Origin of the sequence: Holdemania massiliensis (assembly GCF_022440805.1) — a bacterium.
Classification (GTDB): domain Bacteria; phylum Bacillota_I; class Bacilli_A; order Erysipelotrichales; family Erysipelotrichaceae; genus Holdemania; species Holdemania massiliensis_A.
In genome coordinates this window covers 2,051,157-2,065,681 of the sequence record NZ_JAKNTK010000001.1, presented here as the reverse complement: position 1 = coordinate 2,065,681, position 14,525 = coordinate 2,051,157, and the positions used below count along the sequence as shown (strand labels likewise).

General features: G+C 48.8%; 15 protein-coding genes. 3 read left to right on the top strand and 12 right to left on the bottom strand.

The window, feature by feature from the left end; translation table 11 throughout:
- Window positions 1–82: 82 nt before the first annotated feature.
- Entirely contained in the window at window positions 83–658 is a 576-nt protein-coding gene (locus tag MCG46_RS09470; protein WP_240279636.1) for a hypothetical protein, read from the top strand.
- A gap of 34 nt (window positions 659–692) precedes the next feature.
- Here the strand turns inward: MCG46_RS09470 and MCG46_RS09465 are convergent, their stop codons facing one another.
- From MCG46_RS09465 to MCG46_RS09415, 11 genes are all read right to left on the bottom strand, one after another.
- Complete coding sequence (locus MCG46_RS09465) at window positions 693–1,157, bottom strand: hypothetical protein (protein ID WP_240279634.1); 465 nt, start codon at window positions 1,155–1,157, stop codon at window positions 693–695.
- Window positions 1,158–1,271: 114 nt separating this feature from the next.
- Window positions 1,272–1,520: a hypothetical protein gene (locus tag MCG46_RS09460; RefSeq protein WP_020223521.1), complete on the bottom strand. Its 249-nt coding sequence runs from the start codon at window positions 1,518–1,520 to the stop codon at window positions 1,272–1,274.
- A 117-nt stretch (window positions 1,521–1,637) separates the two neighbouring features.
- Entirely contained in the window at window positions 1,638–2,387 is a 750-nt protein-coding gene (locus tag MCG46_RS09455; RefSeq protein WP_240279632.1) for a sugar isomerase domain-containing protein, read from the bottom strand.
- A gap of 89 nt (window positions 2,388–2,476) precedes the next feature.
- Window positions 2,477–3,148 carry a zinc metallopeptidase gene (locus MCG46_RS09450; RefSeq protein WP_240279631.1) on the bottom strand — a complete coding sequence of 224 codons (672 nt, stop codon included), beginning with the start codon at window positions 3,146–3,148 and terminating at the stop codon, window positions 2,477–2,479.
- 159 nt (window positions 3,149–3,307) lie between these two features.
- Window positions 3,308–3,592, bottom strand: a complete 285-nt coding sequence (locus MCG46_RS09445; RefSeq protein WP_020223518.1) for an HU family DNA-binding protein — start codon at window positions 3,590–3,592, stop codon at window positions 3,308–3,310.
- Between the two features lie 95 nt (window positions 3,593–3,687).
- Window positions 3,688–5,364 carry a hypothetical protein gene (locus MCG46_RS09440; protein WP_240279630.1) on the bottom strand — a complete coding sequence of 559 codons (1,677 nt, stop codon included), beginning with the start codon at window positions 5,362–5,364 and terminating at the stop codon, window positions 3,688–3,690.
- The gene (locus tag MCG46_RS09435) at window positions 5,361–6,314 is read right to left on the bottom strand and encodes a DHH family phosphoesterase (protein ID WP_240279628.1); all 954 of its coding nucleotides are present in this window, start codon (window positions 6,312–6,314) and stop codon (window positions 5,361–5,363) included. Before MCG46_RS09435 ends, MCG46_RS09440 begins: the two co-directional genes overlap by 4 nt.
- A 2-nt stretch (window positions 6,315–6,316) precedes the next feature.
- Entirely contained in the window at window positions 6,317–7,513 is a 1,197-nt protein-coding gene (locus MCG46_RS09430) for an acetate/propionate family kinase (RefSeq protein WP_154239902.1), read from the bottom strand.
- A gap of 12 nt (window positions 7,514–7,525) precedes the next feature.
- Window positions 7,526–7,852, bottom strand: coding sequence for a YlxM family DNA-binding protein (ylxM, locus tag MCG46_RS09425; RefSeq protein ID WP_240279626.1), 327 nt, complete (start codon window positions 7,850–7,852; stop codon window positions 7,526–7,528).
- Window positions 7,842–8,813 (bottom strand): signal recognition particle-docking protein FtsY, encoded by a 972-nt coding sequence (ftsY, locus tag MCG46_RS09420; RefSeq protein WP_240279625.1) that lies wholly within the window; start codon window positions 8,811–8,813, stop codon window positions 7,842–7,844. Before ftsY ends, ylxM begins: the two co-directional genes overlap by 11 nt.
- Complete coding sequence (locus MCG46_RS09415) at window positions 8,810–11,749, bottom strand: chromosome segregation protein SMC (RefSeq protein ID WP_240279623.1); 2,940 nt, start codon at window positions 11,747–11,749, stop codon at window positions 8,810–8,812. Before MCG46_RS09415 ends, ftsY begins: the two co-directional genes overlap by 4 nt.
- Window positions 11,750–11,982: 233 nt before the next feature.
- Here MCG46_RS09415 and MCG46_RS09410 point away from each other — a divergent pair, with 233 nt between their 5' ends.
- Both MCG46_RS09410 and MCG46_RS09405 read left to right on the top strand, forming a co-directional pair.
- Window positions 11,983–12,345 carry a CidA/LrgA family protein gene (locus MCG46_RS09410; protein WP_240279621.1) on the top strand — a complete coding sequence of 121 codons (363 nt, stop codon included), beginning with the start codon at window positions 11,983–11,985 and terminating at the stop codon, window positions 12,343–12,345.
- Window positions 12,342–13,019, top strand: coding sequence for an LrgB family protein (locus MCG46_RS09405; protein WP_154239909.1), 678 nt, complete (start codon window positions 12,342–12,344; stop codon window positions 13,017–13,019). The genes MCG46_RS09410 and MCG46_RS09405 overlap by 4 nt, the downstream gene beginning before the upstream one ends.
- A gap of 76 nt (window positions 13,020–13,095) precedes the next feature.
- On the opposite strand, the gene MCG46_RS09400 is transcribed toward MCG46_RS09405, so the two are convergent.
- On the bottom strand, window positions 13,096–14,511 hold the full coding sequence (locus MCG46_RS09400; protein ID WP_240279618.1) for an amidase family protein: 1,416 nt from the start codon (window positions 14,509–14,511) through the stop codon (window positions 13,096–13,098).
- Window positions 14,512–14,525 lie beyond the last annotated feature (14 nt).

The window sequence follows — 14,525 nt, the reverse complement described above, 5'->3', positions numbered from 1 at the left end:
TATTTCAAAGATTTTAAAAGAATTTCTCAAAATGTTCTAGGCAGTTTTTTGGTCATGGAAGATGATAGAAAGGGAGCTTATCATGAAGCAAATAACATATAAAGATGAATGCATCATCAGTGATAAAGGGGATATCGGCGGTTTTGTTTTTGTCTTCATCTGGCTGTTGATTACTCTTGGATTTTTTTTAGTTGAAGGCTATCTTGCAATATTTAAGCATAGCCGGATGTCCGGAGATCTCATTGTAGGTATTCTGTTTGCGATTGTTACTGTATTAGCTATGATCACACTTTACCGTTCCATTCATAAACGTCGGGCACGGGCGTTGGAAATGCGATATATAGCGATGAACCAAGGACAGTGCTATCCGGGTAAGATTATAGAAGCCGGGATGGAAAAGGAAACCGACACGTATGAAGTCAGAAATGAAGACAATTCCACAGAAACCTGCACCCGAACGGTTCCTAATTATTGGGTCGTCGTTGAATATCATTTACCTGAGGACAATCATCCACGGCAATTTCGGGCAGTGCATATGAACCGCAGTGCAAAGTCATATATTGGGTCTAATGTTGATGTCTACGTCTGGAAACAATGGTCAGATATAATCAAACAGACACTGACGCTGACCTATATTGATATGTACAGTATAAGATGAAACAAAAATATTGGATAAGATACATTATGCGAAGTTATGGATGAGAATCAGATCCCTGAGCTTCGCTCGCAGTGAATCGGCTGATGACGGCAAGCATATAGATCAGAATCATGCTTACCATAAGCACGATCAACCAAAATAAGAAATGATCGGCCTGCCGAAAGATTTCCAGCAAGGCTAATCCAATGAACTTTGAAAACAATACCTCAAAGCCCACCATCCGGCAACATATCATCAATGATGTTATGGACATGGAACGCTGGGCAACAATGATGCCCAGGCAAAAGTCCAAAAGAGCAAAGCCTACTAAAAAAGCAAGAATATCAAGATCATGCCATTGAAACATCCATTCGGGATGATGAAGCAGTAAATACGTCGATCCAGGCATCACAAAAACCAACAGAAGTGATGAAATACAGGAGAAGCTTAAAGGAATATCAGATAAGATCCAAACTCCCATTTTCCGTAATAAACAAACGAATAGGTCTTCCACTTTCATTGCAGCACTTCCCTTCTTCCGGCGTCTTGTTATTTATTGAACTTATTGAATTTAACTTATGATACAACAAAAAGTCCAAGTTTGATTGGACTTTTTGTTAACCTTTCATAGATTTCAAGCTGATAAAACGTGCAGACAAGCGATGAATTTCTGCCACAGCCCTGCCCTCTTTGAAACTTCCACAACGACGGTATTGGGATTCGGATGTCTTTCTTTGACGGCTTCCTGGAGCTTGTGCAGCGGTAAATTTTCAATTCGCTCTTCCATTTTTTTAAATCTTCTGTATTGCTTGTAATAGTTGCACGCATAGATTCCCGCGCCTGTCAAAGCAACAACACCCATAATCTTCAACGCTTTTTTCATAACATTTCCTCTCTTAACGACACTTTCATTTGATTTCTTAACTCTATTATATCATGGCAATGGAATTCCAACATTGTCTTTTTTTGGTCAGATTTCAAAATGTGTCGTAATCAGAACTTATAAATTACGCATCCGATAGAAGTATTTATCAATGATCGCAAAATTGTGTTCACCCAAGGCAGGATTGTTTACACGCAGTGATCCATTATAATAAACATTTGGAATAAAGCCTTCTTTCATGCAGAGATCAACAGCTTCAGCTAGAATCGCATTGATCAGAAAAATGAACGGAATGGAAGAGGTAGATCCAACCTTCATTGGCAGACCTTCAATGGCCACTGCAGCATCGCCGATGGCCGAACAGTTGGAGATGACAACATCACCGAAATCCATCAGATGCTTGCCGCTGGAATGCCGCGGTTTTAAGGTTGCCGAGTATTCTGTATTCGTCAAAACAATGACAGGAAAACCCCGTTCCTGACAGATCTTTGCGAATTCCAACGTAACCGCGTTGTTGCCTGAGTTGGAAATGCAGATCACTACATCGTTGGGTTCGAAGCGGTAGTAATCAATGATCTTTTCTGCATACCCTTCCATCTTTTCCAGAAACCCTGACTTTGTAATCTGCGTATTCCCGGTCACCGCTTCTTCCAATACAGCCTGGACATTCCCTAAAGTTGCAGAACGGTAAAAAACATCGTCGGCGATCAGATGAGAATGACCGCATCCGAAAACACGGATGATTCCTTCTTTCTTCGTACAGTCCGCCAAAATTCGTGCAGCGCTTTCGATTGCCTCCTGCTGCGTGCTCTCAATTTGACGCAAAGCCCTAATTTCTTCTTCCAGATACTGCTGCCAAACTTTCATAATTCATGCCTCCTTTTGTTTATTATAACATGCCGGCTGAAAACAAAAAGCCTCCGGCAGTAAATCCGGAGACTGAGGATCATTTCTATCTAGTCACGATTGCGGTTAAAGATCAGAAGCAGCCGCAGAATCTGCAGCACTGAGGAGATCAATGATGCGATATAGGTGAAAGCCGCGGCGCTCAGCATGGCTTTAATATCTTTGCGTTCTTCCTGAACGACAAAGCCTTCTTCAAACACCAATGCCATAGCACGCTTGGAGGCATCCAGTTCCACAGGCAAAGTCACCAGCTGAAAAATCGCAACACAGCTTAACATCACGATGCCTGTATAGAACAGCCCGGTGGAACTAAACAACAAGCCAAGGATTAAGACCACCCAGGAAAGCTGACTGGAAACCATCGCAAACGGCAGAATTGAATTGCGCAGCGCGATAAAGCCGTAATTTTCAGCATGCTGAATCGCATGACCGCATTCATGAGCGGCAACGGCAACGGAGGCAATGCTGGAATTGGCATAGATATCCTGAGACAGGCGGACAACATTAGCTTTGGGATCATAGTGATCAGAAAGTGCCCCACCTTGAGCCGGCTCAATACGCACCTCCTGCAGTCCATGATCATCGAGAATTCGCCGGGTCACCTGAGCCCCGGTATATCCACGCAGCGTCATGACCTGCCGATAATGGGTATAAGCACCCTGAACTTTTATTTGTGAAAACATCACTAAAAAGATCGCTGCTAAATAGAGAATCCAATCCATAACCCTCACTCCTTTCTTTTCTAGTGTAACCCAAACTGAATCGTACATCCGAAACTCTTTGAGTTCTATTTGATTTTGTCATTCTATCATAAACTGTGCTGTTTGAACAGCTAATTGCTTAAACCACTCAATCGGATAAAAAAAGAAGCCTTGGGCTTCTTATTTTACAGCGTCTTTTAAAGCTTTAGCAGCTTTGAATCCAGGAACCTTTGTTGCAGGCACTGTGATCTTTTCCTTTGTTGCAGGATTGATGCCTGTTCTCTCAGCTCTTGTCTTAACCTCGAACTTGCCGAAGCCGCTGATATCTACTTTTCCGTCGTCTTTCAGAGTCGAAGTAATTTCATCAAAGATCAGATCGACAGTTTCGCCTGCCGCTTTCTTTGTCATTCCCATCTGATTCGCAACAATATCAACTAATGCTTTCTTGTTTAACAATTCACTCATACTATTACCTCCGGTACTCGTATATGATACCATCTTTCGTTTCAGTAATCAACAGAAACTAATCTTAAATTTTGCTTTATTTCAGGCGCTTTTTTTCATTCATAATCCATTTCCAAATTGTCGAAATGACTTCCGGCTACAGTGCTGCCTACGGTATCAAGATATTCAATGGACACCCTTTGCCCCGGCTGGGTCAGCGGCAGTTCTGCACTGATGTCCAGGGAAAGAACATACAGATGAGGATCATTTTCCAGCGTGATGTAATAATGGGTAGTCCCTTCCTGCACCGCTGAAGCCATCGTCATCACAATGCCCGTCACAGTTTTATTTTCAGCCACATCAGCGCTGATCTGCTTGTTCGCATTTTTCAGCTTTCGCAGATAATCATCATGGGCAGTCTGCATCGTTTCCCCGATTCCAACAATCGAATAATCATTGACATCCACAAAGGAATACATCTTGACCAGGCCTTCGGAATCTTTTAATGAAATGAAATAAGTCGGTTCATTGGCAACATTCAATAAAATCGGAAAGGTTGCCCGATAATTGAGATGCTGGACCTGACCCTCAGCCGAAGCCATAGCGGACACTTCATCTGCACCGCCGACTTTAATGTAGCTGGCTTCTTTAGTACGCAGATTAATCAAGGCGAAACCATTAATTGAATGATCGGCAGCCACGGATGTCAGCCCTGAAAAGACATAGGTCTGCCCCTCAATATTGACAAAATTGTAGCCGTCTGTCGTCTGAATCATGTCTTTCTGTCCGAACAGGGTGTTGAAGAAACCATGGACGTAATAGCCCCAGTTATCGATCTGATTCCAAGCCAGTTCCGCTGGCTGAACACGGTCGACCCAAGCTGGAATTTCATCCATATTGTATTTATTCATCTCTCCGGTCATCGGATCAACGATAATCACGCCCTGAGCGCTCAGTCCGCCATAATAACCAATTTCCGGAGCGACAACGGAAACCACCCAGTACGGATACCCGTCATCATCTAATTCAAAGGAATAATCGGACAACAGCTCGGTGCGGTAACGGAACCGAATGTGCCGGAACAGATTTTGATTAAACCAGGCCGATGGAGAATACTTAATGCCTTTTTCCAGCATCACCATATCCACATCGTTGGGATCGGTAACGTTGACCTGAATGAACCCCGGAATACCGGTGCCGTTATTTTGAAACCACTTGATGAAATCGCGGTACTCTAACGGTGAAACGCGGTACAGATGCTGGTCAGAGCTGATCAGCGTGTAGGTCTGATCAATCTGATACTGCGAACCGAGTCCCGCCTGCTTGCCGATCTGCTTATCGCCTAACAGCGCGGCTGTCTGCTGATCAACGACCGGGATCCGTTCCATCGAGATCGCCTGAAACTGTGAGCTGAAGTCAGAAACATCTTTAATTGCAATCTGATCGCGATATTTTTCTGCGTTCAGCAGTTCGCTGCCCAAAAACATCAAAATCAACATCGCGACGAATAAAAATCCCGCGGCGAAAGCACAGAGTTTTTGCAGCAGTCCCCACTTGCCGGCCAGGATGAAATCACTGATGCCATAGACGACAAGCAGGAAAATCACAAGCATGACCGTCGACGGACTGTGCAGGTTCCAGGCTGGAAGCGTTACATAATCAATGACCAGCGCCAGCACCAGCGTGATGATCAAAGCCGTCACATGCGCTTTTCCCGGCTTCATCTTGGGTTTGCGGGAAGTCTTGAATTGCTGAAACGAATTGGGATCAAAATTAAAATGAAATTGAGTCATTCTGCGTTCTCCTTAATCCGCTGGCGCAGCTGAGCAATCAGGGCATTCAGACTAACTTCGTCCAGACACTTACAGCCGGCTGCATTTTTATGTCCGCCGCCGCGGTACTGCATCGCAATATCATTGATTTGAAGCGTCTTGGAGCGCAGCGAACCTGCCCACCAGGTATTTCCCTGATCATCGTGATCAGCCGCAAAAATGGCCCATATCTCGATCTCCTTGATGCCCCCAAACTGATAAACCTGATCTTTGGCCTGGGAAGCATTCATGCCCCACTGTTCCAGAAAAGCCTGATCCACAATTGAGATCATCAGATGTTCATCAAGAATCTCTGCTTTGGCGCGGATCGCACTGGCGAATTCATATTCATGCAGGCTGACATCGAACAGATCGCGGTTGATCTTGGGGATATCCAGGCCGCTTTGAGCTAAATAGGAGGCCATCGCCAGCGTATGCTCTGTCGTATTGCTGGTCTTAAAACTTAATGTATCCGTCAATAAGCCGCGGTACAAATATTCCGCGACATCCACTTCCAGCGGTTCCTGATCGACACTGAAGAAGAATTCCGCAAGAATCTCACAAGTTGCCGCATAGCTGTCAATCACATATTCGTGCTGCGCAAAATGCTCGATCTGCGGATGATGGTCGAGATGCACAATCTGTTTGGCACTTTGCCAGCGTTCATCGTCAATCCGGCGAACGTTAGCCGTATCCAGTACAATCGCCAACGAATTCCGCACCGTTTCATCATCCACGACATCGCTGTCCTCAAACAAGCCGTTGGTCATTTTCTGTTTTCCCAGCACATAAACCCGTTTTAAAGGAAAGCGATGCTTTAACCAAGTGGCAAGCCCCCATTGGCTTCCTAAAGCATCGCAGTCCGGATTGATATGACGGTAAAGAGTAATGACCTCAGACTGTTCAATCAAAGATAACAGTCCTTCAAACATGCTTATAACCCCAACAGACGAACGGTATCGCGGGCGATCACGAGTTCTTCGTTGGTCGGAACAACATAGACCTGAACCTTGCTTTCCGGATTGGAGATGCAGACTTCCTTGCCGCGGGTCTTGTCATTGAGTTCATAATTGATCGACAGACCTAAGCATTCCTCCATCTTTTCCAGGATCTGATGACGCAGGTGCGTGTCGTTTTCACCTAAGCCGGCTGTGAAGGCGATCGCATCCACACCGCCCATCTGCATGACGTAGCCGCCGACAACATTGATAACGCGGTTGACATAAACAGCCTGAGTCAGGATTGCGCGTTCATTGCCCTGATGAACAGCATCTTCAATATCACGGGCATCACTGGAAATGCCGCTGACGCCCAGCATGCCGGATTTCTTGTTTAAAATCGTATCCATTTCTTTCGGCGAGATGCCCTTCTTATCCATGATATGACAGATAATGGACGGATCAATATCACCGCAGCGGCCGCCCATCATAATCCCGCCTAACGGCGTGAAGCCCATCGACGTATTGACGCATTTGCCGCCCTTGACCGCCGTGATCGAAGCACCGTTGCCCAAATGGCAGGTGATGATGCGGGTATCCGCAATATCCTTGCCCATCAGTTGAGCTGTGCGCTGGGATACATACTGGTGGCTGGTGCCATGGGCGCCGTAGCGGCGGACCTTGTCTTCCGTATACCATTCATAAGGAACCGGGAAAATATAGGATTCCGGTGTCATCGTCTGATGGAAGGCCGTATCAAAGACAAAGACATGACCGATCTTCGGCAGCGCCTCGCAGAAAGCGCGGTAACAAATCAGATGAGCCGGATTGTGCAGCGGAGCTAACGGTGCGAGTTCTTCGACCTTCGCCACAACGTCTCCGTCTACTTTAACGGACTGATCGAAGTAAGCGCCGCCCTGAACGATCCGGTGGCCGGCTGCGGAAATTTCATCCAGACTTTCAACGATGTGATATTTGACCAGTGCCTCCAAAAGCAGCTCAACCGCAACCTTGTGATCCTTGATCGGCAGGTTCTGCGTGTGTTTTTCCCCGTTGACCTTGATCGTGAAAATGCCTTCGTCCAAACCAATTCGTTCCGCGACGCCGGAAGTCAGAACCTCTTCTTCGGGCATGTTGAACAGCTGGAACTTAAGGGATGAACTGCCTGCGTTGACTGAAATAACTTTACTCATATGTACCTCCATTTATTCTGTCTGCATACAGACCTCAACCAGTGCGTCAACTTCGGCAATGTGCAGCGCTTTTAACTTTTCATATTGCGCAATGCGAACCTGATAGTGACACAGCAGGTGAAGTTTCGATTCATAATCTTCCAAAATCTTTTCACAGCGTTTCAGAAGATCGTACACGGCGCTGCGGCTGGTTTGCTGCAGCTCGGCGATTTCCGAGAGCGAATAATCTTCTTCAAAATAGTATCCCAGAATCCGGCGCTGTTTTTCGGTCAGCAGCGTTCCATAGAAATCAATCAGAAGATTCATGCGCTCGGTTTGAGCTAATTCTTTATCCGACATCCCGGATTCCTTCCGAGATGCTGTAGAGATACAGATCCAAATCAAACGGCTTAAGGTCATCTTCTTTTTCACCTAAGCCCAGATAATAAACTGGAATATGCAGCACATCCTTGATCGCCAGGACGATTCCGCCTTTGGCCGTGCCATCCATTTTGGTCAGGATGATGCCGGTGACATCGGTGACTTCCTGAAAAATCTTGGCCTGAGACAGACCGTTTTGTCCGGTTGTGGAATCGAGAACCAGCCAGACATCATGCGGTGCTCCTTCAATTTCCCGGCCGATGACCTTGCGCATCTTTGCCAGTTCGTTCATCAGGTTGACCTTGTTCTGCAGCCGTCCGGCAGTATCGCACAGCAGGATGTCCAGACCGTGTTCTTTGGCATAGCGGCAGCCATCGACCAGCACACTGCTGGGATCGCCGTTTTCGCGGCCTTTGATGCATGGAACACCCAGCTTGTCTGCCCAGCGCGCCAGCTGTTCAATCGCACCAGCACGGAACGTATCCGCAGCGACGACGCCGACTTTTTTGCCCTGACTCTGATAAAGCTTGGTCAGCTTGGCACAGGTTGTAGTTTTGCCGCTGCCGTTGACACCCACCATCAGAATGACAGTCGGCCCGTTTTCGTTCATCATAATGGGAGCATCCGGACTTTCCAAATAGATATTCTGCATGATCTCCATCAGAAAGCCCATCACGTCTTTAAACGTAACATAGCGGTATTGATCGACCGTCGTTTTCAGCTGATCGCAGATTTTCTCTGCGGTCTGAATTCCAACGTCGCTTTCCAAGAGCACGATCATTAATTCTTCAAGAAAATCCTCAGTCACGCCGTTGAAGCCGAACGCCATTTTGTTGAGCTTTTTGCCCATCGTATCGCTGGTCTTGTTAAAGCCGCTCAGATAACGGTCGCCATCTTTTTTCTTGGAGAACTTCTCTTTTAATGAATCAAAGAAACTCATGCCGGCTGCACCTCCTTGGTATCGGCCATTTCAATCGCATCGGTCAGTTCCACTTTCAGCATCTGGGAAACGCCCTGCTTCTGCATCGTGACGCCATACAGCACGTCGCACTGGCCCATCGTTCCTGGACGGTGCGTTACGACGATAAACTGCGTCCGTTCGCTGAAATTTTTGATGTAGCGGGCAAAGCGTTCCACGTTGCCCTGATCCAGCGCGGCCTCGACTTCGTCAAAGATGCATAACGGAACCGGCCGGGCTTTCAAAATCGCAAACAGTACACTGATCGCAATCAAGCTCTTCTCACCACCGGAGAACAAGCGGATATTCTGAACCGACTTGCCCGGCGGCTGGACGTCGATATCGATGCCGGTATTTAACAGATCGGTCGGATCTTCCAGGATCAGACGGGCCTTGCCGCCGCCAAACAGCGCACGGAAGGTATCGCCAAGCTCCTCGTTAATCTTATCGAACATTTCCTTAAACTGCCTGACCATGACCTCGTCCATCTCATCAATCGCGGAAAGAATTTTATCACGGCTGGCCATCAGATCGTCCACCTGCTTGCGCATGAATTCATAGCGCTCGTTGACCTCGGTGTATTCCTCCGGCGCATTCATGTTGATGTTGCCGAGCGCTTCGATTTCTGAGCGCAGCTGCAGCACTTCCTCACGGGCGTTTTCAATATGGCTTTCCTCAACCTTGGTCCGCGCATATTCGTAAGTCAGCTGATATTCGCTCGTCAGACGCGCCAGATTGTTTTCCAGGCGGGTTTCAATTTTGGCTTTGTCCAGCTGAATCGCGTGGGAACTAGCCGTCGCGGTTTCCAATTCGCGGCGGATCTGGCGGATCTGCTGCTCACGGCGTTCGATATCGGCGGTCAGCTTCATCCGCTGCTGCCGCTTCTGGGACAATGACGTCGTGATTTCATCACGGCGGGAATAAGCCTGATTCAAGGAGGTGATCAGCGAATCCGCAAACGTTTCCTGATCGCCTTCCACCGCTTCCGGCGCCAAGAGTTCATAATCGTTTTTCAAGCGTTCATATTTGGCACGCTTGGCATCGACAACCGGTTCCAGCTGCGCGCTGGCAATGCGTTTTTCCGTCAGCGAACGTTCCAGCTCCGAGCGCTTGCGGCTGGATTGCTCCAGGGCCTTCTGCGCCAGCTGACATTTCGCCTGCTGGGATTGAATCGTACCGGTGATTTCCTCCAGTTCCCGCTGGACGGTCATCAAGGATGAGCCGTTGCGGGCTTTGCCGCCGGTCATGGAACCGCCGCGGTGGATCACGTCCCCCTCCAGGGTTACAATTTTATAGCTGAACTTCAGCAGATCAGCCAGGATGTTGCCATGTTCCAGCGTGTCACAGACTAGGACATTCTGAAGCAGTGACTGACTGACCAGATCAAACTGCGGATCGCAATGAATAAAGTCGCTGGCCGCCCCGAGAAAGCCCTCGGTGTTCTGCGCAATAATGCGGTGATCCTGGGCGATCCAGCGCGGTTTCAGCACGCGGATCGGCAGAAATGTCGCCCGGCCACTCTGATTCTTTTTCAAGAAGCTGATCGCCTGGCGGGCGCTGGCTTCATCGGTTGTCACAATGTTGTACATCGCGCCGCCCAAAGCGACGGAGATCGCTTCCTCATAGCCTTTTTCCGGCTCCAGCACCTTAGCGACAACCCCCAAGACCCCCGGCAGAAACGCCTGGGAATCCATGACGGCCTTAACACCAGCTTGGGAATTGAACGGCTGCCGAGCCAGATTTTCCAAGACTTCTTTGCGGTTCTGTAAGCGGCGGAGAATCCCGGCTGCCTCATCGTTTTTCTGTGAATTTTCCGCCAGTTCCATCGCTGTTTGAGAAAGCTGTTGGGAAAGCAGCGCAACATCGCGCTGCAGCTGATCCAAACGCTGCTGTCGATCCTCGTACTCAAAGCGCGCTTCTTCCAACAACGACTGCATCTGCTTCGCTTTTTCTTCACGCGTGCCGACTTCAATCGCATATTTGCGCTTTTCATCCAGCTCAATCTTGCGGGTTTCCAAGGTCTGAATTTCATTGATCACCCGCATCAGTTCTTCCTGCAGCTTATTGATTTCCATCTCCAACGCATTGGAATCTTTCTTCGCTTCCAGATTGGCCGTTTCATGCACCTGAATTGTCGTCTGCTGCATCGTCGTTGCATTTTCAATATCGAACAGCGTTTTCACCGCTTCATCAATCTGCTGGTTAAGATGGGTGATTTCCTCAACCAGAACGGCAATCTCGATTTCCTGCAGCCGGGCTTTCTTTTCGCGATAGATTTCAGCTTTGCGGGCCTGCCGTTTTAACGGCGATACCTGCCGCTCCAATTCGCTTAAGATGTCCTGCGTGCGGTCCAGGTTTTCCTTGGTCCGCTCCAGCTTGGACAATGATTCCAGCTTGCGTTTCTTGTATTTGCTGACGCCGGCGGCATCTTCGAAAATGGCCCGCCGTTCGATCGGCTTCGCTTCAGCGAATGAACTGATGTTGCCCTGAGAAATCATCGACAGGGAATCTTTTCCCAAGCCGCTGTCCAGAATCAGATCCACAACGTCCTTTAACCGGACGGGGTTGCGGTTGATCAAATACTGGGCTTCACCGTTGTTGCGGTAAAGCCGGCGTGTGACTTCTATTTCATCCAGCTCGCTGTTGAGATCCCGGCGGCTGTTGTCAAAGACAAGGGTAACCTCAGCCATGTTGACCATACGGCGGTCAGCGCTGCCGGCAAAGATGACGTCGGTCATCGCATTGCCGCGCAGAGACTTTACCGACTGTTCGCCTAAGACCCAACGGATCGCGTCAGTGATGTTGCTTTTGCCGCATCCGTTTGGACCTACGATCCCGGTCACGTCATGATCAAATTGGATCACAACTTTATCCGCGAACGATTTAAAGCCCTGCATTTCTATTCGTTTTAGAAACATGGCATCCTCCTTCTCACTCCATCTATGTATTATAACAAACCAGCGTTTAAATTTAAAGGAAACGCGGTCGAAAAGAAACGGTTTCACCCGTTTTTTAAGCATTTGACCCTCCCTGTGTCCAGTTTGATAAAAAATGCTCAATGAATGCGCTTCCATGCTGAATCAGCGGTTGCAACGCTGTTTTATTTTCGGTATACTGGTAAAGATATTTTTGAAACGAGGTTCTTTCTCTTATGAAGATTTTAAAACAAATCGCAATTGTCTTTCTGCTGTGCTGGCTGGGCGAAGTGATCAGCGCCCTCTTGCCATTCGCTTTTCCCGGCAGCATTGTCGCGATGCTGCTGTTAGTCGCCTGCCTGTCCTTCTCGATTTTGCGGGTTGAAGATATCTCCGGTGTGGCGGGATTTCTGTTAGCCAATATGGCTTTTTTCTTCATTCCAGCAGGCGTCTCAATTCTTGACAGCTTTGCGGCCATTCAAAACGATCTGCTTCCGATTCTTCTGGTGATTGTCCTCAGCACGTTGATCACAGCGTTGGTCACCGGCGGCAGCATCTGTCTGATCACCCGGTTTCAGAAACGGAGAATGCCGCGATGAAGGATTTATTTCAGGGCCCGTTTTTCTTTATTGGATTGTGCTTGATCGTCTATCTTCTGGCCTGCCGGCTGCAGCGCAGAACCCGCCAAGCCTGGCTGAATCCGCTTTTGGTTTCGATTGTCAGCCTGATTGGGATTTTATCGCTGCTGAAGATTCCCTATGCCCAGTTTAAAGAAGGCACCAGCGCGATTGCGATGATGCTGACGCCGGCGACGTGCGTGCTGGCCATTCCAATGGTGAACCAGCGCAAGATCCTGAAGCAGAATTTGACAGCGATTCTGATCGGAACCTTTCTGGGAGCGCTGACCTCAATTCTCTCGGTTACTTTTTTATGTCGGATTCTGGGGTTAAACGATCTGATCACCCGCTCCTTGCTGCCCAAATCGGTCACTACGCCGATTGCGGTCAGCGTGTGTGAGGTGAACGGCGGCTTGCCGGCGGTGACCGTTACTGCGGTCATCATCACCGGTATACTTGGCTCAATTGTCATCCCCCTGCTGTTTCACAAGCTGAAGATCAAAAACAGCGTTGCCCTAGGCATTACAATGGGCACGGCTTCACATGCAATGGGAACGTCCAAGGCGATTGAGATCGGCGAGCAGGAAGGCGGCCTGGCAGGCCTGGCGATTGGGATTACGGGAATATTTACTGTCATTCTGTCGCTGTTTCTGTGATCCATTCTAAAATATAAAAGCATACGGGAATTTTATAAGTAAGGCCTGAATGCCCCTTTCCCAGTATGCTTTTTTTCTATTTGAAGCGCGGAGCGATACGGGCCGCCATGCGGCTTTCGACCGCCTGCGCCACGGCGATCAGCGTTTCTTCACTCCAGGCTGTCCCCAAAAACAACAAGGATAACGGTGTTCCCTGACTTGGACTTTGGGCACAGATCGCTGCGCAGGGATAACCGGCAATCGGAGCATAGCCAGTGATTTTCACCGTCATTAAACAATCCAGCTGATGCTCCTCTAACAGTCTGTCAATCCCTTCGGTTCGTGTCTGGTGGATCAGCGCCAGGCGCTGGTTCAGATAATCCGCTTCCCGCAAGGTGCCGGAATGACGATTGCTGCTTTCCAACAGATCCTGACCATAACGCAGGCAGGTGCGGGCATGCTGACGATTATACGCCAAAATATCATCCAGGCTTTGGATTGCGGTGTGTCCCCTTACCGAACCTAACCAGGCATTGATTCCGCTTTTAAACTCATGTTCTAATACCGGCAGATTGTTTAACCGGCCGCTTGGTAGTGAAACCGGCACCAATGCGGCTCCCAGTTGTTTTAAGAATGTCTCCGCCTGACTTAACACCGCGTTTTCACTGTCATCCTGCTCAGCATCTTCAAAGGTTAAAACGCCGATTCTCAATCCCTGAACACCACGGTTTAACGCCTGGGCGAAGTGAAAATGCTCAGGGCAGGCCAGCGTTGCCGGATCCTGCGGATCTCTACCCCATAAGGCATCCAGCACCACGGCACAATCGGCGATCGACTTGCCCATCGGGCCGGCGGTATCCTGCATGAGAGAAATCGGAATGATCCCGCTGCGGGAAATTAAGCCGACCGTTGGTTTAATCGTAGCCACCGCGTTATTGCGGGCCGGCGAAACCAGCGAGCCGTTGGTTTCTGTTCCGATTGAAAATGGAACGAGTTCAGCCGCCACGGCAACGGCAGAACCGGAACTGCTTCCGGAAGGATCCAGGTCAGGATCATAGGGATTGACCACCTGACCGCTGCGGGAACTGAAACCCGAAGGCATTTTGCGTAAGCGGGCCACCCAATAGGCAAATTCGGATAAACACGCCTTGCCAAGGATCACAGCGCCAGCCGCTTTTAAGCGCCGAACGACTTCTGCGTCCTGCGGAGCATAGAAATCCGCCAGTGCCGCGGAACCAGCGGTTGTATGCATCATGCCGGCGGTACAGATATTATCTTTGACCACCACCGGCAAGCCATGCAGCAGGCTGCGCGGACCTTTTTCTTTCAGCTCCCGATCCAGTCCATCAGCGATCCACAGCGCTTCCGGATTGATCTCGGCGATCGAATTTAAGCATGGGCCTGACTGATCGCGCTGGGCAACCCGCCGCAGCGCTTCCTCGGTCAGACTCCGACTGGTCCAGCGTCCCATACGCATGCCGTCAGCCAATTCCTGAATCGAATATTCAAACATAAAATTCCCCCTGT

Coding starts and splice junctions, on each gene's coding strand:
- MCG46_RS09455 (WP_240279632.1), bottom strand. CDS start 2,387: ATGAAAGTTTGGCAGCAGTATCTGGAAGAAGAAATTAGGGCTTTGCGT.
- MCG46_RS09470 (WP_240279636.1), top strand. CDS start 83: ATGAAGCAAATAACATATAAAGATGAATGCATCATCAGTGATAAAGGG.
- MCG46_RS09440 (WP_240279630.1), bottom strand. CDS start 5,364: ATGACTCAATTTCATTTTAATTTTGATCCCAATTCGTTTCAGCAATTC.
- MCG46_RS09410 (WP_240279621.1), top strand. CDS start 11,983: ATGAAGATTTTAAAACAAATCGCAATTGTCTTTCTGCTGTGCTGGCTG.
- MCG46_RS09405 (WP_154239909.1), top strand. CDS start 12,342: ATGAAGGATTTATTTCAGGGCCCGTTTTTCTTTATTGGATTGTGCTTG.
- MCG46_RS09460 (WP_020223521.1), bottom strand. CDS start 1,520: ATGAAAAAAGCGTTGAAGATTATGGGTGTTGTTGCTTTGACAGGCGCG.
- MCG46_RS09445 (WP_020223518.1), bottom strand. CDS start 3,592: ATGAGTGAATTGTTAAACAAGAAAGCATTAGTTGATATTGTTGCGAAT.
- MCG46_RS09450 (WP_240279631.1), bottom strand. CDS start 3,148: ATGGATTGGATTCTCTATTTAGCAGCGATCTTTTTAGTGATGTTTTCA.
- MCG46_RS09430 (WP_154239902.1), bottom strand. CDS start 7,513: ATGAGTAAAGTTATTTCAGTCAACGCAGGCAGTTCATCCCTTAAGTTC.
- ftsY (WP_240279625.1), bottom strand. CDS start 8,813: ATGAGTTTCTTTGATTCATTAAAAGAGAAGTTCTCCAAGAAAAAAGAT.
- MCG46_RS09465 (WP_240279634.1), bottom strand. CDS start 1,157: ATGAAAGTGGAAGACCTATTCGTTTGTTTATTACGGAAAATGGGAGTT.
- MCG46_RS09435 (WP_240279628.1), bottom strand. CDS start 6,314: ATGTTTGAAGGACTGTTATCTTTGATTGAACAGTCTGAGGTCATTACT.
- MCG46_RS09400 (WP_240279618.1), bottom strand. CDS start 14,511: ATGTTTGAATATTCGATTCAGGAATTGGCTGACGGCATGCGTATGGGA.
- MCG46_RS09415 (WP_240279623.1), bottom strand. CDS start 11,749: ATGTTTCTAAAACGAATAGAAATGCAGGGCTTTAAATCGTTCGCGGAT.
- ylxM (WP_240279626.1), bottom strand. CDS start 7,852: ATGTCGGATAAAGAATTAGCTCAAACCGAGCGCATGAATCTTCTGATT.